This is a genomic window from Paenibacillus sp. FSL R5-0378, assembly GCF_038009285.1.
In the GTDB taxonomy this organism is placed as follows: domain Bacteria; phylum Bacillota; class Bacilli; order Paenibacillales; family Paenibacillaceae; genus Paenibacillus_AQ; species Paenibacillus_AQ favisporus.
In genome coordinates this window covers 2,748,379-2,770,891 of record NZ_JBBPAY010000001.1, presented here as the reverse complement: position 1 = coordinate 2,770,891, position 22,513 = coordinate 2,748,379, and the positions used below count along the sequence as shown (strand labels likewise).

Annotated in this window: 20 protein-coding genes; 8 read left to right on the top strand and 12 right to left on the bottom strand. The window is 53.6% G+C overall.

Going from position 1 to position 22,513, the window contains the following annotated elements; all coding sequences use genetic code 11:
• Positions 1 to 5 precede the first annotated feature (5 nt).
• From MKY74_RS12995 to MKY74_RS35715, 9 genes are all read right to left on the bottom strand, one after another.
• Positions 6 to 734, bottom strand: a complete 729-nt coding sequence (locus tag MKY74_RS12995; protein ID WP_076169097.1) for a VOC family protein — start codon at positions 732 to 734, stop codon at positions 6 to 8.
• A gap of 1,230 nt (positions 735 to 1,964) precedes the next feature.
• Positions 1,965 to 2,876 carry a hypothetical protein gene (locus MKY74_RS12990; RefSeq protein WP_076169099.1) on the bottom strand — a complete coding sequence of 304 codons (912 nt, stop codon included), beginning with the start codon at positions 2,874 to 2,876 and terminating at the stop codon, positions 1,965 to 1,967.
• 226 nt (positions 2,877 to 3,102) lie between these two features.
• Positions 3,103 to 3,591: a VOC family protein gene (locus tag MKY74_RS12985; RefSeq protein WP_076169101.1), complete on the bottom strand. Its 489-nt coding sequence runs from the start codon at positions 3,589 to 3,591 to the stop codon at positions 3,103 to 3,105.
• 62 nt (positions 3,592 to 3,653) lie between these two features.
• Positions 3,654 to 4,541 carry an RNA polymerase sigma-70 factor gene (locus MKY74_RS12980; protein ID WP_076169104.1) on the bottom strand — a complete coding sequence of 296 codons (888 nt, stop codon included), beginning with the start codon at positions 4,539 to 4,541 and terminating at the stop codon, positions 3,654 to 3,656.
• Between the two features lie 12 nt (positions 4,542 to 4,553).
• On the bottom strand, positions 4,554 to 5,843 hold the full coding sequence (locus MKY74_RS12975; RefSeq protein WP_076169106.1) for a phytoene desaturase family protein: 1,290 nt from the start codon (positions 5,841 to 5,843) through the stop codon (positions 4,554 to 4,556).
• 126 nt (positions 5,844 to 5,969) lie between these two features.
• Positions 5,970 to 6,461, bottom strand: a complete 492-nt coding sequence (locus MKY74_RS12970) for a DUF3995 domain-containing protein (protein ID WP_076169610.1) — start codon at positions 6,459 to 6,461, stop codon at positions 5,970 to 5,972.
• 76 nt (positions 6,462 to 6,537) lie between these two features.
• The gene (locus MKY74_RS12965; protein ID WP_076169109.1) at positions 6,538 to 6,822 is read right to left on the bottom strand and encodes a sensor histidine kinase; all 285 of its coding nucleotides are present in this window, start codon (positions 6,820 to 6,822) and stop codon (positions 6,538 to 6,540) included.
• 26 nt (positions 6,823 to 6,848) lie between these two features.
• Positions 6,849 to 7,100: a histidine kinase dimerization/phospho-acceptor domain-containing protein gene (locus tag MKY74_RS35720; RefSeq protein WP_445671807.1), complete on the bottom strand. Its 252-nt coding sequence runs from the start codon at positions 7,098 to 7,100 to the stop codon at positions 6,849 to 6,851.
• Between the two features lie 6 nt (positions 7,101 to 7,106).
• A complete protein-coding gene (locus MKY74_RS35715; RefSeq protein ID WP_445671806.1) occupies positions 7,107 to 7,268 on the bottom strand; it encodes a HAMP domain-containing protein in 162 nt (53 codons plus the stop codon).
• Between the two features lie 802 nt (positions 7,269 to 8,070).
• Here MKY74_RS35715 and MKY74_RS12960 point away from each other — a divergent pair.
• The 4 genes from MKY74_RS12960 (at position 8,071) to MKY74_RS12945 (ending at position 12,304) form a co-directional block, all read left to right on the top strand.
• On the top strand, positions 8,071 to 9,072 hold the full coding sequence (locus tag MKY74_RS12960; protein WP_076169114.1) for a ketoacyl-ACP synthase III: 1,002 nt from the start codon (positions 8,071 to 8,073) through the stop codon (positions 9,070 to 9,072).
• Between the two features lie 263 nt (positions 9,073 to 9,335).
• Entirely contained in the window at positions 9,336 to 10,235 is a 900-nt protein-coding gene (locus MKY74_RS12955; RefSeq protein WP_076169116.1) for a LysR family transcriptional regulator, read from the top strand.
• 158 nt (positions 10,236 to 10,393) lie between these two features.
• Positions 10,394 to 10,879: a DUF1572 family protein gene (locus MKY74_RS12950; RefSeq protein ID WP_076169118.1), complete on the top strand. Its 486-nt coding sequence runs from the start codon at positions 10,394 to 10,396 to the stop codon at positions 10,877 to 10,879.
• Between the two features lie 255 nt (positions 10,880 to 11,134).
• Positions 11,135 to 12,304 (top strand): MFS transporter, encoded by a 1,170-nt coding sequence (locus MKY74_RS12945; protein WP_076169120.1) that lies wholly within the window; start codon positions 11,135 to 11,137, stop codon positions 12,302 to 12,304.
• Between the two features lie 257 nt (positions 12,305 to 12,561).
• On the opposite strand, the gene MKY74_RS12940 is transcribed toward MKY74_RS12945, so the two are convergent.
• Positions 12,562 to 15,291: an alpha-L-rhamnosidase gene (locus tag MKY74_RS12940; RefSeq protein WP_076169123.1), complete on the bottom strand. Its 2,730-nt coding sequence runs from the start codon at positions 15,289 to 15,291 to the stop codon at positions 12,562 to 12,564.
• Between the two features lie 290 nt (positions 15,292 to 15,581).
• Here MKY74_RS12940 and MKY74_RS12935 point away from each other — a divergent pair, with 290 nt between their 5' ends.
• Positions 15,582 to 16,454, top strand: a complete 873-nt coding sequence (locus tag MKY74_RS12935; RefSeq protein WP_076169125.1) for an AraC family transcriptional regulator — start codon at positions 15,582 to 15,584, stop codon at positions 16,452 to 16,454.
• A 143-nt stretch (positions 16,455 to 16,597) separates the two neighbouring features.
• Here MKY74_RS12935 and MKY74_RS12930 read toward each other — a convergent pair whose 3' ends face one another.
• Both MKY74_RS12930 and MKY74_RS12925 read right to left on the bottom strand, forming a co-directional pair.
• The gene (locus MKY74_RS12930; protein WP_076169127.1) at positions 16,598 to 17,359 is read right to left on the bottom strand and encodes an SDR family NAD(P)-dependent oxidoreductase; all 762 of its coding nucleotides are present in this window, start codon (positions 17,357 to 17,359) and stop codon (positions 16,598 to 16,600) included.
• Between the two features lie 322 nt (positions 17,360 to 17,681).
• On the bottom strand, positions 17,682 to 18,170 hold the full coding sequence (locus tag MKY74_RS12925; RefSeq protein WP_076169129.1) for a MarR family winged helix-turn-helix transcriptional regulator: 489 nt from the start codon (positions 18,168 to 18,170) through the stop codon (positions 17,682 to 17,684).
• A 404-nt stretch (positions 18,171 to 18,574) separates the two neighbouring features.
• On the opposite strand from MKY74_RS12925, the gene MKY74_RS12920 reads away from it, so the two are divergent.
• From MKY74_RS12920 to MKY74_RS12910, 3 genes are all read left to right on the top strand, one after another.
• The gene (locus MKY74_RS12920; RefSeq protein ID WP_076169131.1) at positions 18,575 to 19,507 is read left to right on the top strand and encodes an AraC family transcriptional regulator; all 933 of its coding nucleotides are present in this window, start codon (positions 18,575 to 18,577) and stop codon (positions 19,505 to 19,507) included.
• A gap of 94 nt (positions 19,508 to 19,601) precedes the next feature.
• The gene (locus MKY74_RS12915) at positions 19,602 to 21,488 is read left to right on the top strand and encodes a class I mannose-6-phosphate isomerase (RefSeq protein WP_076169133.1); all 1,887 of its coding nucleotides are present in this window, start codon (positions 19,602 to 19,604) and stop codon (positions 21,486 to 21,488) included.
• A gap of 41 nt (positions 21,489 to 21,529) precedes the next feature.
• Entirely contained in the window at positions 21,530 to 22,450 is a 921-nt protein-coding gene (locus MKY74_RS12910) for an ROK family protein (protein WP_167372857.1), read from the top strand.
• The last annotated feature ends 63 nt before the right edge of the window (positions 22,451 to 22,513 follow it).

Genomic DNA, 22,513 nt, shown 5'->3' with positions numbered 1-22,513 from the left:
CTCCCTTAGATTGGCCTTTCGGAAACCGCACGAATGGTGTAGGGGTACGGATCCAATTGAAACTCCCCTTCTGTAGGATCGAGAATCGTCATTCGAATCGGATGAACTTCTGGAATCTTCATCGAAGGATACCATCCGATGGCCATATCCCCCAGGATGAACATTCCGTACTCGTCACCGAGCATCTGAAACGTCTTTCCGTCACCGACATAACGCGTGACATCAAATCGAGAATCTAGGCGCTGAATTGCCTCGGATACGCTGCCGCGAAGCGGAAATCCGATCTCGCTGACATTCAGAATGGATTTGTGATCGAATGGCTCTGTTAAGGCATTGTCCATTCGATGCCGAGCGATGAACTCCACCAGATTCCCCGAAGGATCTTCGAAGTAGAAGGCATGCGCATCCGTTCCTTCGAAATAAGCGATATCCTCGTTTGCCTGAATTCCTGCGTACGGAAGGGGCGCAGCGGAAAGCACCTGACATCCCTTGGCCAGAAGCCAGCTTTTCGCCTCGCGAATTTGGTTCTCGGGGATATTCATTGCAAGATGGTAGGATGGCGGTACCTTTTCCTCCTCCTCCTCATCGCGAACGAATGTCAACCGCGTTTCACCAGCAACGATCGTAATTGAATGTTCCGTTATATCTGCTATAGCGAATCCAAGTCTTTCTGTGTAGAACTCCTTCAGTTCAGCTAAGCGGGCGGTTCTCAGTTCCAATTCAATAATTCTCATCTCACTACCTCCTTCAGATATTTGAGTATGTCAGGATTTGCAGCTGCATAGAATCTCCTTCATACGCTCTCATTAAGCAAGACAGGAAGGGGGCCGATAATGTGACAAAATAAAAACGGCGGATAATAGTACATATCATTAAATCTTCTAAATAATAATTTTGGGGACAACAGCGCAATGAAGAAATAAAACTTTCGTGCGCGACAGCTACTTAAAAAAGTCACAACCATGATTCATAGCTGTGACTTTTCGCATCATCTCGTAATGCTTTTATACAAGACCCGCGAAGGCGAGATCAAGGCGGCCGGGGGCAGCAATTTCCTGCCTGGTCGTTTGATGGAACTTATCGTACGCCTACGTTGAACAATTGATTCGATCTTTAGTCAAGGTTTTTAAGTGCCTGTTTACTTACATCGTCCAGCTTGGTCGCTTCCTCGCTAACTTTCTCTAACTTCTCCTGGTACTCACTCGCGCCTGAACCAACTCGCGCTCCCGCTGCACATCGAGCTTTTTCTTTGAGGCGTTCCATTTCTTCCGCATGACGGAACCCGACGTCTTTCCGGGGTCGCTTGGGATTTAGGGCCGGTGAACCGGGGGAACCGTAATCCTTCATTCAGATTTTGATGATTTTGGATCCACTGGCCACAAAAAAACGATCGGCTTTCCGCCGAGATCCACGCAACTCTTTCCAGCTGCAGAAGATCAATTCCGCAAAAAAGCCGAACGATCCGGTTCGTGCCGAACGCCGCATAAAGCTGCGGAACAATAAAAAAGCCACAGCGCAAGGCCGAAGCTCAAAGAAGGGTAGAGTAACCGGAGTTGATGAAACCGCCCCCTTGATGCGGCATTGGACGATAAGCCTCCCATAGACGGTATGCCGGTGGTCGTTAGCAACCCTATGCGTCTACTTCAAGTCACTGGCCTTCCGGAGCGAGCTGCGATCAGTTGCGCATTATCTGTTCGTCGAAGCATTAAACGGCGGTGTCCGGACCATCCGGATTAATCTGTTTTAGAAGGAGGCTGCGAATCTCGCCCCTATTGCTCCCGACGCTTGACCGCCTGCCGGTAAAGTCGTCAAAATCATCAGAGGGAGCTGATCAGAAATGAGAACTAAAGACATCATCAGAGAAAACTTGCTTTTTATCCTCGGACTCGGCGCAATAGCGCTTATTAGACCGATCATGAAAATTACGGGGATCATGGACTGAATTGGCCAACATACACTAAGCCTCAAACTGACTCGCCGCGCATGGCACGTCTGCGATCATGCAGAACCAGAAGGAGTATCATACCCATCATCACCCCCAGGACGGTGCCTGCCTCTGTGGTCAGCACTAGTGCCAGCGGATACTCCGGGGCGGGCTGGGCATCGGGGCGAGAGTTGGACAAACGGTTAAAGAGATTGTAAGAGAACAGCATTCCCGACGAGATCCATACCGCTGCCATTGGGGGTAGGAACCTCCGCGAGCCACGTCGGGAAGTAAGCACCAGCAAGCCCCACGCTCCCGCAAAGGCCCATACACCGGTACTCAACGAGAGCAGGCGCCACCATATATCGCGGTCATCCATCTTGGAAGGCTCGATACCGAGAGTTCCGCCTGCCGCCCAGAATATCTTAATAATTGCAAGCAAGATGCAACCGCCTGCGACGAACCTGGTCAGGGTAAGCTGGAGTTTCCGGGTATCTCCCGGCAAATTCCCGCAATCGATCCGACCGCCAAGCGCCTCTGGCCACCGAGCCTTAGCGTACCCTACCAATGCAATAGGCAAACAGATACCGACCCCGACCAGCGAAACCATGACGAAGATCTGCTCGTAGACCCAAAAATCGGCCGTACCTGCCTCCATATCCCGATTAATGGCTGCCGGACCGAGTATCGGGGCTATCAGCAGCATGGGTACTAGAAGACCGGTGCCCACCCACACAGGAAGGGCCACCAGCCACGAGGGCAACCGCTCACCCCACGGCCTACAGAACGACATAGCTAACAAGATACAGGCCGCGGCGAGAACCATGGTTACTGCATTGGCAATGCGCCAACTGGGGTCGCCCATTTGATCGGTCGGCATGAAGAGACCAAAGGTCCAGGCAATTTTAATCAACAGATACGGCGATACCGCTATGGCAGTGCCATATCCCAAATTCTTCGCACTCTCATCAAACGTAAGCCTTTATCCTCTGTCGTTACAATCATCTTGTCAATCCTTTCAGTTTCCAATAGTTTGATACATATATATTATATTCGTGACCTAGATCCAAGACCTCTTTCGAGGGTCTTTTTCTTTTTAGGAGGTATGGAGATTGAGAATCATCAAAACAGAGCAAGACATTATCATCTTGTGACGCGCGGTGCTACCTGCGGCGATCCTAGATCATGTCGAGGACTTCTTCAAAGTTGGCATGCGTCCCCCGTTGCTTCGAATCTACGAACAAAGCGAATCCAGCTAAGAACACCTGAAATCCGATCCCGAGTGTGAATATCCAGTTCAGCAAACAATTCTTCATCGAATGTCTCGCGATAAGCTCGACCAGATTTCCCGAAGGATCCTCGAAATAGATCGCATGTGCATTCGTCCCTCTGAAGAAAGCAATGTCTTCGCTGGCATCAATGCCCTGAAACTCCATTGGCGCAGCATTCAGCAACGGACAGCCCTGTCGAAGAAGCCATTCCTTAGCTTCAACAATCTGGTTCTCGGGAATGTTCAAGGCGTAATGATAATGGGGGCGAACCGCCCCGTCATCACGAACAAAAGATAGAGCAGTTTCCCCTACACGAACCGTGAACGAATCCTTGGTTTGAAATTCAACAGGGAAACCAAGCTTGTTTGCGTAAAACTCTTTCATTACTGCCAACATGTGGGTTCTGAGCAACTACTCAACGATTCTCATCCTCTACACCTTCCTATTCATAAAATGGTTTATGACAACATGGGATTGACATGTTTGAGTTTATCCGGGTTCGCGACGACATAGATTGATTGGATGCGATCACTTCTGACTTCAAATGAGTACACGTAGGCCACACGGTTATCTATCGTTAATACAATTCCTGTTCTTCCATTGACATCGGTCATTGAATAGGAAAATCGACTATCGGGTTGCTTGAACCAGTCCGTCCACTCTCTATAGAACCGAATCACATTCTCGATCCCCATGACCGGGTATGGTACAGCTTGGGCCTTGCCCCCTCCATCGGTATAATGGACAGCATCTGTAGTTAACAGCTTCATTAAGCTTTCCATATCACCCTCTAGCAGAGCGTGAAGAAATAGCTGTACTTGGGAGTCTGTGACGGATTTCGTGGAATGATTCGGTGATTTATGATGCATGCTCTTTTTCGCCCGATGGAAGATTTGCCGGCAGTTGAGGGTGCTCTTCCCGACAATTTCTCCAATCTCGTCGTATGGGTATTGAAAAATTTCTTTCAGAATAAACACCGCTCTCTCGACCGCGCTCAATTGTTGCAACAGCAGCAGATACGCCGTTGAAATCGTTTCTTTCCGTTGATAGATCTCGGAAGGATTCAGGTTGAAATTCTCCGCCTCCACTAAGGGCTCAGGTAACCAAGTCCCTACATATACCTCCCGCTGTTTAGCAGAGGATTGCAGCAGATTTAGACAACGATTCGTGACGATTTTGCACAGATAAGCTCTATCGTTGCGAATATTCGTTTCTGGGGGCAGCTGATCGAAGGTTAGGAACGCTTCTTGTATGATATCTTCGGCATCCATTACGCTTCCAAGCATTCTGTAGGCAAGTGAAAACAATAAAGGCCGGTAGAGTTGATACATTTTTTCCGTGTCCATAACAAGTCCCTTCTATACCCGCATTGGTTCACGGGAGAGGATATGGCATGCGGCCCGCTTGGCGCTCGCCGCCGCTCCATCTACTAAATATTCGCCATGCGTTGCCCAATCTCCGGCTACGTATAAGCCCCTGATTTCCGGAACGGCGGGTCCTGGGTTTTCCGTCCGTTTCATATGCATGAAATCGTGAACGACCGTCATTTTTGGGAAATATTGCTCCGCAACCACCTCTCGGCGCCAGTTCGGTTGAACGAGATCCATCGCCCGCTCCAATTGTTTGCGATCTTCCTGCGGATCGCTGCTTTGTCCTAGAAATTTAATCATTTGGAACAACTGTATATCGCCATCATCACTTAATTCCAATCCTTTGACCCGTGAAGCGTTAACCATAAGAATCGGTTGATCGACACCGTAAACAAATTGATATTTAGGATTAGGGAGGCTTCGTAATCCGATATCCAGACATGCGGCCGTAATCGGAATCGCTTGTTGTTCCCAGAGCTTGAGCGAGGTATGTTCAGCATGGGGGATCAATTTCAGAAAAACCTTCGGCGAAGTCGTCAATATGACATGCGATACATCAATCACTTCGCCATCCGCACATTGAACGTGCTGTACTTGCCCATTACGGTGTTCAACGGATCTTACCTTTTTAAGGGGCAGCAAGGTTACGCCTAAACGCAGTGCTTCCTTGCACAACTGATCAACTAGAGAGCCCCATCCTTTTTTCACATAATACACACCTTTAATCGAACGCTGCATTTGTTTGAAGAGAGGACCGGCTACTTGCAAATCAGGAGCTTGCACATACGTCCCCCCCCGAGCGAGAACATACAAAAGATTACGAATCATCGGGCTGTCCACATTCTCCTCCATCCAGGAACGTAAACTCATATAGGGAATCGAAGCCGTGTCTAATTTGAGGACTTTCATGAGGATGGCCCCAAACTTGACTTTGTCCGAGAGCGGTAACAAGGGGGACTTTAATAATGAGCTGATGCCTACGGGAAAAGGGTACACCTTCTCCTTCCATATTCCATACGGCGTGAACTCATCAACTCGCTTGAACAGATCCGGCATGAGATTAAGCTCTTGGAAAATAGCATAAGCTTCGCCGAAATATAAAGCATGCGAGCCTAAATTAAAACGCACCCCCTCCTTCTTGTTGGTGATCGCTCTTCCACCCATTTGCCCCTGACTCTCCAGAACTGCGACACTTTTGCCCTCTTTCGCCAAACAAAGTGCAGCCACCAAGCCAGCGATTCCTCCGCCAATAATGACCACATCATACTTCGCTGTCATCTGAAGCACCTCTTTCTTGTCTTTATAATCAAGACAATGAAGCGATGGTTAATGTTACAGGATGGGGCGCAGGCTAATGTTTCTAAATTACTTGGCGCGGCGAACCAACATCGTTAATAACCCTGTCTATTCGCGATGAACCAATGATTTCGTCATTTTGCCTTCAAAAAATGCAGCAAAACCAAGCGAGATACCCCAACCTAGGAACAGTGCATACCATACATATCCCCATGCCGCCATCGGGCTTGCATCCTGTTCGACGAAAGAAGGAGCGGACACGACACGTCCGATCGCAAACTGAAATTTCAGAACAAAGAAGCTACAGCCCCATAGGGATAATCCAATACACCCGATCCATGCGGGAATGAGCTTCAACCGCCTCGGCAGCTTATCTCCCCACTTATACACGAATGACAAGCCGAATAGGGCAGCAAGCACCGCCAACACACCCATAGACCAGTAACCGATGACTCGCGTCAATAATTCGTCTGGGACTTTTGCAAAATCTCCCGGGAAACCGAATGAAAATCCCAAGCCCCACCAAAAGTGCGGAAGTGCATACAATAACCCGCACATGCATGCTATATACCCTGCCCGATTTCTTTTCTTAATGTCCATTCTCATCACCCTAATAGCTATCCTAACATCCTTAGGTTGGCTTTAATGTGACCTCAAGTTTAAGCTTTGTTTAATTTTATGTACTGATGTAAATGGTCGTTCCGTTGTTCCCGGAGTCGATCTTATACTTCAAATTCTTATCTCTAATCATTAAAGAAACGATGGATAGACCGATTTCCGCCCCTTTCGCATCCGAGCGGTACGCCATGCCCGGGCCACGATCTCGTATCCCTACAACCATTTCACCATCCTGCTCACGGCAGAAGATTCCGATATACCGTCCCACCTTAGCATGTCGGATCACATTCTGAAACAAATTATCGACGATGATGCGGAAACAGAACGGGTCGATGCGCCACATGGCAGGTTGCTCCGGCAGGTCAATTTCTACTTCCAGACCTTCCTCTTCGAAGACCAGTCCGCGGCCGCATTGCGAAGCTCTTCCGTTATGTCGGTTTTACTTGCAGATAATAAGGTATACGGCAGAAGATTGTCCATCAGCTTTCCGATATCGTCCAGTTTTCGATTTATGATACGTATCGAACCGTGATTCGGATCAGAGGGCATTTTGAGGAGGGTATGCACATGCTGCCTTATCACGGTTAACGGCGTTCGCAAGTCATAGGATAAATTGGCGATCAGTTGCTAGCGAAATGCCTCCTCTTGCCTTTCATTCTCCCTCATAATTTTCAATTGGCTGCTCATCGCGTTAAAGGATTGTTCCAATCTTCCGATTTCGTCATTCCTGCCGGAGATATTAAAACATGAGGTCCACGAAGCAGCAGCGCGTTTCATACCTCGCTCAATTCTTCTAGTTCCGTTGAAACAACATAAATGATCCGACAGAGGGGCACTTTTTAAAGTGTCCTTTAAAATTAGTACAGATCAAAGTGCCCCGTTTGTACCTATTTATTAAATAACCTGGTTGCCTTATTTCGGTATACAACTCAGAGAACCTTCGATACATGCTATGTTCCTTCACAAAATACTGCAATTTCAGAATTCCGACCAGAAAAGCAATCAAACTCGCAATTCCTTATCTGCAGCCGATCTGTTTCTTTTTTTAATATATGATTAATAACAAGATCTTCATGTTTTTCAAACGGTTGCTGAAAAGCACCAGTAAAACTGTCTGGTCCATCCAATTGCCGCTGCCTATGCTCAAAAAGTTAGAATTATATTAAAGACTGGTGAAGCAATAGAAGGTGAGGCCCAATTATCAGGGGATCCGATTCGGGCAAAAGTGCGCACTTATGATGACCTATTATGGGATACCCTATGAAATTGAATTTGTTGAACGCTTAATAAAGCTGAATTGATTGGACGCCCTAATGGCGGTCTTTTTGACAACCTTTTTATTTATATATACTCTTGCACTTTCTCACTAATCGTGAAAATATTACTAATCGATTATGAAAAAATGATCACTAAATATGACAACACACAGCCTCCGCCGCCCTATTGACCTCTCCCCCATTTATCTCTATAATTAGTACCAGATACTAATACTTGATGTCAACAAATTGGCCTTATTTTTTTAATTTCCTAATATACACCCCATCCCTTATACCCTAAAGAACTCATCTTTTACTAAAAGGAGCGATTGATCATGAACCATACGGTTTCGACAGCCCGCATTACTGCTATTGGCAGCTATGTTCCTGAGAAAAAATTGACGAACGCGGATTTGGAGCAAATGGTGGATACGAGCGACGAGTGGATCGTTCAGCGGACCGGTATGCGGGAACGGCGGATTGCCGGTGAGAACGAATACTCCTCCACAATGGCTTATAAAGCCGTGGAAGACTTGGTCAGCCGCTACGGTCAGGACTTGACCGACGTGGACTGCATCATCGTGTCGACGACGACGCCGGATTACGCTTTTCCAAGCGTGGCCTGCCAAATTCAAGGGTACTTTCATATCCCCAGCACTGCGGCATTTGACCTGAACGCCACCTGCGCTGGCTTCACCTATGCGCTGCATATGGCCAACGGCCTGATTACATCCGGTCTGCACCGGAAGGTCCTGGTAGTCGCGGCCGAGACGCTGTCCCGCGTAACGGATTATACGGACCGGTCGACCTGCATCCTGTTCGGCGATGGAGCCGCGGCCGTTCTGGTCGAGAAGGATGAGCAGCGCCCAAGCTTTATCGCGGCCCATCTGGGCACGAACGGCGAAGGCGGCATCCACGTCTATCGCACGAACCTTTCCAAAACGATGAATGGTGAGGATCTGCTAACGAGCGAGAAAATGGTCCAAAACGGACGGGAAGTCTACAAATGGGCGACGCGCACCGTACCTCAGGGCGTAGAATCTTTGCTGGAGCAGGCGGGAATGACGGCCGGGGACGTGAATTGGTTCGTTCCCCACAGCGCCAATTTCCGCATGGTCGAATCCATCTGCGAAAAAGCCGGCATCCCCGTGGAAAAGACACTGACCAGCATGGAGTATTACGGCAACACGTCTTCGGTTTCGATCCCGTTGGCTCTCCAGTTGGGACTGGACGAAGGCAAGCTGCAGAACGGAGATACGCTGCTGCTTTACGGATTCGGCGGCGGCTTGACCCACGCCGGACTGATCCTGAAATGGGATGTGGATGACCGCGGTTGATCAGCGGCAAAGAGTATAACGTAAATGTTTAAAGGGCTTCCGACCATGTCGGTGGCCTTTTTTCCATAAATTCTTTAATGTTTGAGCCTCTCTCCTGCGACCTTTACGGCCAGCATTTTGCAAAGTACAATAAGAACAACTCATCGATCTGATGGATGCAACATTTCGACGCATTAAAAAAATCGATGATTAGGTCATAAACAAGTATACAACTACAATTAATTGCAATTTGAATACAATCCAACGACAAAGGTGGGAAAAGGATGAATCTGCACGCATTGCGCGTATTCGCGGAGGTGGCTAGTACGGGAAGCGTGACCCGGGCCGCCGGCAAGCTGCTGCTCAGCCAGCCCGCAGCCACCGCCCAGCTGCGGAATCTGGAGCAGGAGCTCGGGATGAAGCTGGTAACCTCCAAGGGGCGCTCCATCCAATTGACGCCAGCCGGCGAGCGGCTGGCTGCCCGGGCACGGCAGCTGTTTTCGCTGGAATACGAGATGGAGCGGGAAATGAACGCACTCAAAATCGGGCTCGAAGGCAGCCTCCGGATCTGCGCCACAGATCTGCCTGGCCGGACGGTGCTTCCCGCTTGGATCGTCCGCTTCAAGCAGCAGTATCCGAAGGTGCATGTCCAGTTGACCCGGGGCAGCTCCCGTATCGCAATGGAGCGGCTGCTCGACCATTCGGTGGACATCGCGCTCATCTGCGGTGAGGGTCCGAAGAATTCCGGTTTGGAATACATCACACTCATGGAAGATGAGCTGATCTTCATCGCCCACCCGGACCACCCCTTAGCGGGTGCCGCCACTACGCTCCAAGAGCTGATGGCAACCGCCTTTATCCTCCGGGAAGAAGGCAGCTATACCCGCAGGAAGCTCTTCTCCCTCTGCGATGCCTACGAAGTACCGAAGCCGCGAACCGGGATCTGCATTGAAGGGATGCATGAAACGATTGAAGCCGTCAAATCGGGATACGGCGTTTCTTTTGTGCCCTCCCTTGCGGTAGCCCGGGAGCTCAGATCCGGCGAGCTGGCGGAGGTGCGCGTTCCCGGGATGCGCGTCAAGGACCCGATCCGGCTGTACACCCGGATTGGCGAAGAGCCTCTGGCGCCGGCGGCTAACTTTATGGCCATGGTTGCACCGCCGCTATCCCAGGTCGGATCATAAATCATCAATTATTTTGATGATACTGCTTGATATATATATTGGATTTATACTCAAAATCTCATTATGCTGAAAGCACAGCACGGTCATGAAACCGCTGTGGAGAAGGCATGGATGAGATTTTTGTTTTTCAGACCGATATCCCAAAGGAGGCACAACCTATGACATCAACACTGTTCACAACATATCAAAGCGCGGTCAAAACCCGACTGGAAGAAATGAAACGCACGGCCGAAGCTGCCATCGGGCAGCTCGAGGATTCTGCCCTTGCTTGGGCCCCGGAACCCGGTTCCAACAGCATCACCGTGATCGTCAAGCACATGAGCGGGAATATGATTTCCCGATGGACCGAACCGTTTACCACCGACGGGGAAAAACCGGACCGAAACCGCGATGCGGAGTTCATTCATGAAGAGCTCGACCGCGCAGCCCTGCTGGATCGCTGGGAACATGGCTGGAGCCTGTTCCTGGGACAAATCGCCGCGCTCCGGGAGGAGCAGCTGCTGACGGAAATCACGATCAAAGGCCGGTCCGTCACCGTCATCGAGGCCATTGAAAAAAGCCTGTACCATAACGCATACCACATCGGCCAAATCATTTATATCGCCAAGCAGTACCGCAAGGATCAATGGGTCAGTTTGTCGTGATCCGTGGGCGGCGGTGTCTTTCAAAACAGGGGCATGCTGGCATGCCTCCCTGTTCCTTTCCATACCGCACGAATTAAAGCAGCACATTCACTAGGTGGGCATACCCGAAACACTTACGGTTACGGCGGCGCTTCCCGCGCTGTTTGGCAATTTTTGCACCCTCAAAGTTCATGACAATAATTGTCACTATTAAGCGATACAATAGCAGCAAGAACACCCTCTCTAAAACCACGAAGAAGGAAAGGAGAAGTAAATATGAAACTTACTGCGTTGTTTTTTCTGATCATGTTTATGATAGGGACGGATACCTTCCTCATCTCCCCGATGATTCCAACGCTTCAGGACCTGTACAGCGTCCCCACGGGAATGTCCGGCTGGATGATGGGCTCCTACACGCTAGGCGCCGCGGTCTTTGCCTTGATTGCCGGCCCGCTCTCGGACGGTCTGGATCGGAAAAAGGTCATGCTGCTCGGACTGCTGGGCTTTGCGGTATCCACCGCGCTGTGCGGAATCGCCGCAGACTTCTGGATGATGTGCCTGTTCCGGCTCCTGGCCGGAATCAGCGCGGCTTTTACCGCACCGCAGGTTTGGGCTTCCATCCAAACGCTGCTGCCCGCAGAGAAAAAGGGTAAAGCGATGGGGCTTGCCTATGCAGGTCTCGCGGTATCCCAAGCGTTCGGCGTTCCGATCGGCAGCTGGCTGGCCGCAGCCCGCTGGTCCCTCCCCTTTTTCGCGATCGGAGCCCTGTCCCTGCTGCTTGCCGGCGCCGCCTTTTTCATCCTGCCTTCCATGAAGCCGCAATCGAATGCCGTTTCATCGCGGCAGGCCTTCTGGCGCAGATATGCACCGCTTCTCGGAAGCGGCAGGGCTAGAGGCGCCTTCCTGGCTTATTTCCTGATCCATCTGGGCAGCAATGCCGCGTTTGCGTTTTTGGGCAAATGGTCCGCGGAACGCTTTCACCTTCCCGTTGACCAGATCGGGACGATCATGATTTTCCTCGGCGTGGGCAATTTGGCCGGCAGTCTCGTCAGCGGATATGTCAACAACTTGTGGACGCCGTCCAGGATTGTGGCCGCTGCGGTGCCGCTCCTGATGATCGGCTATGCCGCGCTCCCGCACCTGCCGTCTTTCATGGCTGCGTCGGTCATGTATTTCGCCATCTTTTTCATCCTGGGTATTCTTTTCCCGATGATTATGGGCGTCCTGAACAGCCTGAATCCGTCGCTGCGGGGGACGATTTCAAGCACGGCTACGGCGACGATGAACGCCGCCACGACGGTCGGCGCCTCCCTTGCAGGCCTGCTGTACGCTGGATCGGGCGGGTATGCGGCCGTCGGCCTGTTCTCAGCCTGCTGCTTCGCCGCGTCCCTGCTTATCTTTGGCACGAGCCGCGTGCTGGCGAAAGAGCCGGTACCGCAGGTGTAAAAAGCTATCCACGCACATTCTAAGCATCCATGCCCCTTTCAACGGAAGTTTTTCTTTAATGACATAAGAAAATCCTTGTCTCTGAAGCTTATGCTCCCTTATATCTAAAAAAGCCCCGCCGACTCTGTCGGCGAGGCTTGCTTTCTTTTACAACGAAACCTAACAGCACGGGTAGGAACAGGAAGCAAGGGCATAAATGAACCAATCCGTTCGTCCCAAGCTCGATGCTATTGATCAACCCATACCATGCCCTAGCCTCACGCCCCGGACAATGCTGGACTCTGCTGCTGGACGGTCACCCGGTATACGCCGGATCCAAGCTCCAGCTTCAGCACTCCAGCGTCGTCTTCCTTGGCGCTCAGTACACCCGATGCCTGATCCGCCGGCTGCCCATTGACCTGCGTTGTAGCGATCGAGGCGCCCGGCAGTTCGGCCTCAGCGGTCGTGTTCGGCGGAATTTCGAATTCGTAGGACGCCAGCGGGCTGTCCCCGTCCCCGTCCACGTCCGTCAAGCTCCATTCGCTCCGGATCGTGCCGTACATCGAATCCAGCGCAGCTTTGGCATAAGACAGCGCCGCGTCCGTCCGCGGACGAAGCCGGATCCGCTTGTAACCCGGTCCTTCAGCTTCATTCAAATCCAGCCCCGCCACGGCCCGGTACAGCCAGTCGCCGATAGCGCCGAAGGCGTAGTGGTTATACGAATTCATGTCATCGCTCCAGAACGAGCCGTCCGGCTTGATCCCGTCCCAATGCTCCCAGATCGTGGTCGCCCCCTGCTTGACCGAATACAGCCAGGACGGATAATCCTCCTGCATCGCCAGCTTCACGGCCAGGTCGTGGTAGCCGTTCTCCGTCAGCACATGGCACAGGTACGGCGTACCGACGAATCCAGTGGTCAAATGGTGGTTCTGTTCCTTGACGTACTCCGCCAGCGTAGCAGCCATCCGGCGCTGAACCTCCCCTTCCACCAGCCCGAACATCAGCGGAAGGATCATCGCGGTCTGCGTATGCGCGGCCAGCCTTCCGCCCGGCGTGACGAACTCGTTCAGGAACGCTTCGGCCACACGTTCGTACAGCTGGCGGTAAGTTGCGGCATCCTCGGTACGCCCGAGAACTTCGGCGGTCTTTACGAACAGGGAGGTCGAATATGCATAGAAGCAGGTGGCGATCAAATCCCTCGGCGTCGCCCCGACGTAGCTGCCTTCCTTCGCGTCAAGCGCCAGCCAGTCGCCGAAATGAAACCCGGTATTCCACAAATATTCGTTGTCCCCTTGGGCGCGGATATGGTCGACCCATGCCTTCATGCTGTCATATTGCTCCTCCAGAATCCGCTTATCGCCATAACAAAGATAGATCGTCCAAGGGCAAATGACGGCGGCATCTCCCCACGCTGCGGAAGAGCAGGCGTTATCGTCGAGAACCTGCGGTATGACATGCGGCACGCCGCCATCCTCCCGCTGGTCGGCCTTCAGGTCGTGCAGCCACTTGGAGAAAAACGGTGCCACGCCGAAATTAAACGCGGCGGTCCGCACAAACACCTGAGCGTCCCCGGTCCATCCCAGCCGCTCATCGCGCTGCGGGCAATCGGTCGGAATGTCCAGGAAGTTGCCCCGCTGGCCCCACTCGATGTTATGCTGCAGCTGGTTCAACAGCTCATGCGAGCACTCGAACCGCCCTGTCTGCGGCATATCCGTGTGCATGACACGGCCTGTAAACCGGTCCGGATTCAGCGGTTCGGCATCCGGCCAGCCCTCGACCTTCACATAACGGAAGCCCTGGAAGGAGAAATGAGGCTCATACGTTTCCTCACCGCCGCCTTTGCAGATATACGTTACGGACTGCTTGGCCTTGCGGAGATTGCCCGTGTAAAAATTCCCGCGGCTGTCCAGCACCTCTGCGTGCTTTAGCGTAATCGCCGTGCCGGCCGGCAGGTTCAGGCGCATATGCATGCAGCCCACCATGTTCTGTCCCATATCGAGTACGGTATCCCCTTCAGGCGTCCGCAGAAATGTAACCGGTTTCAAATCTTGGATGACCCGCACCGGTTCATTTTCCTGCATGACGAGGATGTCCTTGGCGTGATCCAGCTTCACCATCCCTGTCCAGTCTGCATCATCAAACCCGGGCTGGCTCCAGCCGCCCGCCTCCAGCCGCGCATCATACGTTTCGCCGTGGTAAATTTCCGACATGCGTACCGGACCGGTCGACGCTTTCCAGGAAGGATCGCTTCCGATGATTTCTGTACTGCCGTCCGCAAATTCAAGATGCAGCTGAAGCAGCAGCGCCCGCTGGTCACCATACAGGTTGCGATGGTTCTCCCAAGCCAGATTGCCCTTATACCATCCGTTGGCCAGCGCCGCACCGATGGCATTGTCAGCCCGGGATCGGATCAGGTCGGTGACGTCATAGGCCTGAACCTGCAGCCGGTGCCGGTAGCTGGTCCAGCCCGGTGTGAATGCCCAGTCGCCCACCCGCTCGCCGTTCAGCTCCAGCTCATAGAAGCCAAGGCTTGTCGCGTATATTCGTGCCTTCCGGACGTCCTTACTCACATGGAACGCTTTGCGAAGAAGGAACTCTTCCTCCGCCTGGGGATCGATTCGTCCCGGTTCGGGCGTAATCCAATCCGCACTCCAGTCCGACATCCGCAGCAGTCCCATCTCAAAATGTGACGTGTCGCTCCATTCCGACTCCTGCCCCTGCTGGTCCCACACTTTGACGCGCCAGCTGCAGCGTTGTCCGGACTGAAGCGCGGCACCCGCATATTCGACAAGCACCGATTCGTCCGAGTCCACGATACCCGTGTCCCAGATCAGATGATCCCCGGCAAAATCCCCTTCCTCTCCCGCCACCTGAAGATGATAAGCCGACTGCAGCACATGCATCCGGCCAGACGTGAGCTGCCAGCTGAAGCGGGGACGCTCCGTGCCGAGCCCAAGCGGCTCGCTGCGGTATTCGCAGGTCAATTTCGTAATGCCTAGCGTTGACATAGACTTCCCTCCCGTTTTTTGCGTTGGATGCTAACCAGGGTCTCTGGCCATGTGTTTCAAGCGTCAATCGACGTACCTTCACAGAAGACAGACCGCCTAATTTTTCTTGCAATATCAGGAAGCCGCGGCTCTGGAGTTTATACTTGCTGATATTATAAAAAAGGCTGCTTGGCGATACAGGCGGTGATCTGGACGAAAATATAGGCTGATCTGGACTTATCGCGAATGATCAACTAGGATAGGAGCAAAGGTTGATTTTCAGAAAATCCACCATCGAGGGGAGAAGGCAAGTGAGCATAAAACGAAGCCAGGCCTTGCTGCGGATGGACGCTTTTTTCGAGCCGGGGGTGCCCTTCTACGTCAACCGCGTGTCCGAATCGTTCGATATGCTGGAACACTCGCACGAGTTTGTGGAGCTGACCTATGTCAGCGAAGGGTCGGGCGTCCATTATATCAGCGGAGAAGCCTGGCCGGCCGAGCAGGGCAGCCTGTTTCTCATCCCGGTCGGACTCTCGCATGTGTTCCGGCCGAAAACCCCGCGGAAGGACCGGCAGCTGGTCGTGTACAACTGCATCTTTCCGGCCGATTATCTCCGGGAGCTTGAAGCTGCTTTTCCGCGCGATCGGGAGGTGTTCGCCGCCTTTCTGGATCCGGCTATGCCCTGGCTGGAAATTAAAGATCAGAGCGGCGAATACCACGCTTTGTTCCGTGAGCTTTACCGGGAATATGCCGGCCGAAGCCCCGGCTGGCTGCTGCTGCTGACCTCGCTGCTGGTCCGCGTGCTGACCGGCCTGTACCGGCACCGGCTGCAGCTGGATCCGCCAGCCGTCAGGCGCCAAGGCTCGTTGACGATCAACGAATCGATCGCTTATATGGAGCGTCACTTCGCCTCCGATTTGCGGCTGGGCGAGCTGGCGGCGCAGGCCAGCCTCAGCCCGAGGCATTTCAGCCGGCTGTTCACCCGCCAGACGGGAATGAGCTTCACCGCCTATTTGCAGGGCATCCGCATGGACGCCGCCTGCCGTATGCTGATCGAAAGCGACGGCAGCGTGAGCGAAATCGCCGCCCGGGCCGGGTACAGCGATTTGAAGTTTTTTCATCGGCTGTTCAAGCAAAAGACCGGTCTCACGCCCAGGCAGTACCGACAGCGGTGGAAGGGCTGAGAGACGGGTGTCAACTGGAATTCATTGAATAGTTAGCAGAGGCCCCGTACCTCCCTTTTCAAAGCGTTATTACCGTAACATTCCAGGGTACAAAAAAGCCTCCTCAAGAGAGGGGGCTGAAGTACTTCATTAACCTTTTACTTTTATTTTCCTCCGGTAACCCGAATCAATTCGCCGTTAATATTCCCGTTTGCCTCAGACCCGAGAAAGACGACCAGGTTCGCGATATCCTCAGGTGCACTATGTTTGCGCGTAGGCACGTTCTCCCGCTCTTTCTCGATCATCTCCGCCGGAAAAATCGCTAGGGCTTTCTCCGTCATCGTCCAGCCCGGCATCACCACATTCGTCAGGATTCCGGCGGGTCCCAGCTCTTTGGACAACGTCGCCGTCAAACCGTGCAGACCAGCCTTGGCCGCTGTATACGCCCCGCCTCCAGCCATGCCGTCCTCAGCCAGCTCCGAAGAAATATTGATGATCCTTCCCCAGCCGGATGTCCGCATCAATGGCAGCACTTTCTGAATGGTATAGTAGTATCCCTCAAGATTTGCGCGTATGGTTTGTCTCCAACCGCTTGCATCCGTGTCTTCAAAGGCAAGGCCCATGACGCCGCGGTCTCCCCACAGAACAGCATTGTTAACGAGTACCTGAATACCTCCCCACGTCTCGGCAATCTGATGTACGGCTTGATCCATGGAACGATCGTCCGTTAAATCATAATGAACTGCAATGGCCTCTGCGCCATGGCTTCTGATTTTCTCTGCCGTACGTTCCGCCGCTTCCCGCCCGCTCGCATACGTAACGGCAACCTTGGCCCCTTCCAAACCGAATTTTTTAGCCGTCGCCGCTCCGATTCCGCTTGAGCTTCCAGTGATGACTACAACCTTGTCTCTAAGTCCCAGATCCATCCCGATCTCTCCTTTATAAATGAAAATGAATCATAAATTGAGCTCTATTTTATTTAGTTACTTAAATCTTTAGTTATCCTAAATATATATCCAAAAGAAAAACGTCACGAATCACGATGCGTGCTTGCATCCCCGATTCTCCGACGCTTCCTGCCGGCTGTCCTTGATGGCAACCGCCAGGATACCTCTGATGCCTCCGCTGCTCTGCTACCTCTGTTATCCCCGCTACCTTCGCTCTCCGCTACCTCTGTTATCCCTGCTACCTTCGCTGCTCTGCTACCACTGTTATCCCTGCTACCTCCGCTATCTTCGATACCTTCGCTTATTCCGAATCATTCTCAATAAATAATGAATGCAAGTCTTTCCCTCGATCCTCTCCTCCTTCCATCACGCCGTTGTGGATCTTTCTCAGCCAAACAAGCATCAATGCGCTCTCCTCCGGGGTCAGCTGCTGTTGGATTCGTTCTTCGATGTCCTCCACGATACCGCCGCAAACCTGTTCTAACGACCGGCCGGCGTCCGTAAGAAATATACGCTTCACCCTGGCATCCTCTGCATCCTGTTTACGGATAACCCAGCCTCCCTTGACCAGCGGATCCAGCAGGTTGGTCAGCGAAGCTGGCCGAATGCGAAGCCGCTCATGCAGCTCTTTCTGGGTCAGCCCATCCCCGACGTTCCACAGTTGGACAAGGACCCCAACCTGCGAAGTGGTAATGCCATACTGGGCCAACCGCTGATCGTAAAGCCTGCTGGTCTCCCGGAAAATTAGTTTGATCCAGTACCCGATATTGTTTTGATATGAGTGCGACATTTATTTAGTCTCCCTAAAAATATATTAAACTCATCGTCGTCTGTCAATATTTCTTTAATACACCAACAGTTTAGCACAAACAGGCGGTTCAGACACAACCATGCAGGTCTCATTTCGCAGTGACGATCCTGCGCCTTTTTAAATGCCTCCCCAAACAATCCGATCCAGTTTCCTTAAAATGATATTACCGTTCATTCGCCCCGGACCCGCAAAAAACGACCTGGTTTCACGTGGCCATCTCCCTTCATTTCTCCCCTAACACCCGACTGTATTTTGGAAACGGAATGGTCTAGAATGGCATGTAGACTTACATTTCCGTGAACTATCGCTTATGGCTGTTCCACCCGCAGCTTAACACAGCATCTTCAGAGTTCACCCATCATTCCAAAGGAGAAACGCCTGCCATGACGATCCAATCCGTTTTCCGCCGGGCCAACCAAATCTGTAACCGCGAACTGACCCGGCTGGAGGAAGCCGGCCTGTCCATCGCCATTATGTACTGGGGGTTTATGCCCACGCACTATGACAATTCCATGCACCGCCACTCCTTCTTTGAAGCCTGTTACGTTGTGGACGGCGAAGGCGCATACATCGAACAAGGCAAAGAATACCCGCTGAAGAAAGGCACCGCATTCCTGTCGCTGCCAGGCGTCTGGCACCAGATCCAAAGCGAGACGGGTCTTACGCTCGTCTATGCCGCTTTTGAGGTGGATGAAAAGCATACCGGGAGCCCATACCTGGAGGCTTACCGGCACTTGGCCGAGCATGGGCAGCCGGTGGTGGACGGTGCGGACGAGCAGCCCGCCGGGCATTTGTGGGATGCGCTCATTTCTATGTTTTTGACTCCAAAACCGGCCCTCCAACCGGTACTCAGCCACGTCTCGATGTCGCTGATGCTGTCCATCCTCTCCCTGCACGGAACACAGCAGCAGGATACGCCGGACGCCGGCTCGGATGTGGCAGCCGCCGAAGAGAACTCACTGTTCCGGCAGGTCAAGCTGTTCATTGACGACAACCTGGGCGAAGAGCTGACACTCGCCTTGGTTGCCGGGCACCTGCATATTTCCTCCCGCCATTTAACGAGGTTGTTTCAGGCCAACCTGAGCCAATCGTTCGTCCATTATATTCAGGAACGCCGGGTGCGCCGGGCTTCCCAGCTGCTGCTTCAGAGCGACCTGCCCGTCAAGGACATTGCATCGCAGTGCGGTTTTCAGTCGGTCCATTATTTCACACGAATATTTACCCGCCGGCTCGGTGTATCCCCCGCGAAATTCAGACGTTCCCAGTTCACCGAAGGGCGTTCGGGCAAAGAACATTTCCCTCCGAACATGTCCTGATTGTACAAAAGCTGTTCTGGATCGTTTAAAGACGCTTCCTCTCTCTCGTCTTACAATGTTACACATAACGACAGACAAGAGGGAGGAAGCACCCATGACTGCATCAGTACCCCCATCCTTTAATCCGTTACCCGTCAATTCCATTCCCGTTCACAGCCTCGAGGAACCTTCTCTTATTCTGGACGGCTTCTCTAAAGATTACGATACCTTAGTGGCCCGGCTGACCTCCATGTACAAAAATCACGGCGGAGAGGCTTTTGTCGTCGCGATCGATGCGGCGAACGGGGCCCAGTACGGCCGCTGGATGAACCGGCTCCGCACTTACTGCGAGGAAGAGGACGTTCCCTGGATCGGAATCGATACTGCCCGTTATATGAAGAAACCGGAGGATCTTCTGCGGCAGTTTCATCCCTATCTGACCGATAACCGCGCGTTTGGCAGAATCGCCGCCGACGTTTCGGAAGACGGCTATTTTCAGGAAGGAGCCGGGAAAAAGTGGCTCCAGGACGTTCAGCAGAAGCTGAAAATCTGCAGCGAAGCGGTCAAAGCCGGCGAAACTCCGATTCCGATGGTCGTGACCGCCGGTCCCGGGGCGCTCTTCCTCTGCCCCTCTCCGGATGTTTCCGTCTACTGCGACCTGTCCAGGGAGTATCAGCAGAAGCTCCACCGGATGGGCATGGGCAGTCTTGGCCTAGGCGAAAGCGCCGATCCGGTTGAGACATACAAACAGGCCCTGTTCCTGGAATGGCCCGTGTGGGAGAACTATCGGAATCGGCATCTGTATGATTTCGATGTGTATATCGATATGAATCAGCCGGAATCGCCGGCCTGGGCTACCCTCCCGGCGCTCAGGGAGCTGCTGGCCGCCGCCGCCCGACGCCCGTTTCGGGTCAAGCCGTTCTTCGCGCCAGGCATATGGGGCGGGCAGTACCTGAAGGAGCTGTGCGGACTGCCTGAAGATTGGCGCAACTGCGCCTGGGCATTCGAGCCGATCGCCCCGGAGAATACGCTGTTGATCGAAGCAAATGGCAGCGTCATCGAAGTGCCGTTTCCGCTCCTGCTTACCTCCCACCCGGAGGAAATCATGGGAGGGCGCAACGTGGAGCTGTTCGGGGATTATTTTCCGATCCGCTTCGATTACCTGGATACGATCGACGGCGACAACTTGTCGCTGCAGGTCCATCCGCAGCAGGCATACATCGAGCGGACGTTCAACGAAACGATGACGCAGCAGGAATCCTATTACATTATGGAGCAAAAGCCGGGGTCCTCCCCCATCGTCGCCTTGGGCTTCCGGGAGGGAACGGGCGGCAGCGACCTGCTTCAGGCGGTGGATCAGGCTCATGAGACGCGACAGCCGCTGGACATCGGTCAGTATGTTAACGTATGGGAATCCCGCAAAGGGGATCTTTTTCTGATCCCGCCGGGCGCCGTCCATTTTTCCGGCAGGGACAATCTCGTGCTCGAAATATCGTCCACCACCTGGTGGTTTACCTTTAAAATTTACGATCACCTCCGCCTTGACCAGGACGGCCTGCCCCGTCCGATCAACCGGGACCATGCGGAGCAGAACATGATCGACACTTTCGACACCACGTATGTCCGGGAGCATCTGATCGCACAGCCGAAGATCAGCCGCGTGCAGGGAAACAGCACCGAGGAGCTGCTCGGCGAGCGGGACGACCTGCTGTTCCAGGTCAAGCGGCTGCGTCTGGACGGACCGTGGGAGGATCATACCGAAGGCGGTTTTGTCATGTACAACCTGGTCGAGGGGCAGCGCGTCCGTCTGATTCCGGAACGCGATGAGGAAGCCGCCGTGGAATGGGGGTATGCAGAAGCCTACATCGTTCCCGCCTCGATCGGCGGTTACCGGCTCGAGCCGGTTGGCCCCGGGCCCTGCACCTTGGTCCGTGCCCAGGTTTCGCCGGGCTGGAATACGCCGCTCCTTCCGCACCACTGGAAGCCCGGTGAGCGGGCATGAGCGGGACCCCCGGCAAAACGCCGGCTGGGAGGGTCGCCACATTGGCCATCGACGCCGGCGGAACCTTCATGAAAGGCGGCGTGCTGGAGAACAGGATCCTTCTGGCCGAGCCGTATCTGGAGCAGCCTTCACGCTCGGAATCGGATGCCGAAAGCTTCATCGCCCATTTCGCCAGCCTGATCATCCGGCTTGCCGGAGCATACATGAAGGGAAGCGGCACCCCGGAGCACGATGTGACGTTTCGCATCGGGACGGCTTTTCCGGGCCCCTTCGATTATGATCACGGCATCAGCCGCATCCGGGGGCTGGGCAAATACGAGCAGTTGTACGGCGTGCCCGTAGGTCAGCTGCTCAAGAAGGAGCTTCGCCGCCGCGCCGGGCTGCCGGGCAGCGCCCCATGGATGCGGACACTCGCGGAAGCAGACATTGCCTTCGGCAACGATGCCGTCCTGTTCGGCATGGGCGCCGCCAAGCGCTACCCCGGCGAGCGGCTGCTCTGCCTGACCTTGGGCACCGGTCTCGGCTCGGTCTTCATGGACCGGGGCCGGACGGTCAGCGGCTCGGACGGCGTGCCCGAGAGCGGCATGCTGTATGCCGAGACGTACGAGGGCGCGCCGGTCGACGGCCAGTTTGGCAGGCGCGGCGTGCTGGCGCTGGCGGACGCGCTTCAGGCCCGGCGGCAAGGCGCTGATGTCATCGACCTTGCCGCCGCGGCCGCCCGGGGCGAGGCCGCCGCCCTCCGGGTCTGGCGCACCTACGGCGAGCGGCTCGGACGGATGCTGCGCCCGTATGCCGCCAGCTTTAAGCCGGACCGCCTGATCCTGGGCGGCCAGATTGCCAAAAGCCTGCCGCTCTTCGGCGCTTCCCTTACGGACGCGCTGCTGCCGGTACGGCTGCCCGTGCTGTATGAAGATGATCTGCTGCGGCTGGTCTTTTACGGAGCCGACATGCTTTTTGACTAATACGGATCCTTTTTCCCTAAATCGGCTTTCGCTGGATGGCCAATACAACTCTCCCCTTAAGGA

What these genes read in the sequence shown, in the direction of transcription:
- MKY74_RS12915 (WP_076169133.1), top strand. Translation starts at nt 19,602, where the DNA reads ATGACTGCATCAGTACCCCCATCCTTTAATCCGTTACCCGTCAATTCC.
- MKY74_RS12985 (WP_076169101.1), bottom strand. Translation starts at nt 3,591, where the DNA reads ATGTTGGCAGTAATGAAAGAGTTTTACGCAAACAAGCTTGGTTTCCCT.
- MKY74_RS12980 (WP_076169104.1), bottom strand. Translation starts at nt 4,541, where the DNA reads ATGGACACGGAAAAAATGTATCAACTCTACCGGCCTTTATTGTTTTCA.
- MKY74_RS12960 (WP_076169114.1), top strand. Translation starts at nt 8,071, where the DNA reads ATGAACCATACGGTTTCGACAGCCCGCATTACTGCTATTGGCAGCTAT.
- MKY74_RS12965 (WP_076169109.1), bottom strand. Translation starts at nt 6,822, where the DNA reads ATGTGGCGCATCGACCCGTTCTGTTTCCGCATCATCGTCGATAATTTG.
- MKY74_RS12975 (WP_076169106.1), bottom strand. Translation starts at nt 5,843, where the DNA reads ATGACAGCGAAGTATGATGTGGTCATTATTGGCGGAGGAATCGCTGGC.
- MKY74_RS12925 (WP_076169129.1), bottom strand. Translation starts at nt 18,170, where the DNA reads ATGTCGCACTCATATCAAAACAATATCGGGTACTGGATCAAACTAATT.
- MKY74_RS12995 (WP_076169097.1), bottom strand. Translation starts at nt 734, where the DNA reads ATGAGAATTATTGAATTGGAACTGAGAACCGCCCGCTTAGCTGAACTG.
- MKY74_RS12945 (WP_076169120.1), top strand. Translation starts at nt 11,135, where the DNA reads ATGAAACTTACTGCGTTGTTTTTTCTGATCATGTTTATGATAGGGACG.
- MKY74_RS12955 (WP_076169116.1), top strand. Translation starts at nt 9,336, where the DNA reads ATGAATCTGCACGCATTGCGCGTATTCGCGGAGGTGGCTAGTACGGGA.
- MKY74_RS12930 (WP_076169127.1), bottom strand. Translation starts at nt 17,359, where the DNA reads ATGGATCTGGGACTTAGAGACAAGGTTGTAGTCATCACTGGAAGCTCA.
- MKY74_RS12970 (WP_076169610.1), bottom strand. Translation starts at nt 6,461, where the DNA reads ATGGACATTAAGAAAAGAAATCGGGCAGGGTATATAGCATGCATGTGC.
- MKY74_RS12940 (WP_076169123.1), bottom strand. Translation starts at nt 15,291, where the DNA reads ATGTCAACGCTAGGCATTACGAAATTGACCTGCGAATACCGCAGCGAG.
- MKY74_RS12920 (WP_076169131.1), top strand. Translation starts at nt 18,575, where the DNA reads ATGACGATCCAATCCGTTTTCCGCCGGGCCAACCAAATCTGTAACCGC.
- MKY74_RS12950 (WP_076169118.1), top strand. Translation starts at nt 10,394, where the DNA reads ATGACATCAACACTGTTCACAACATATCAAAGCGCGGTCAAAACCCGA.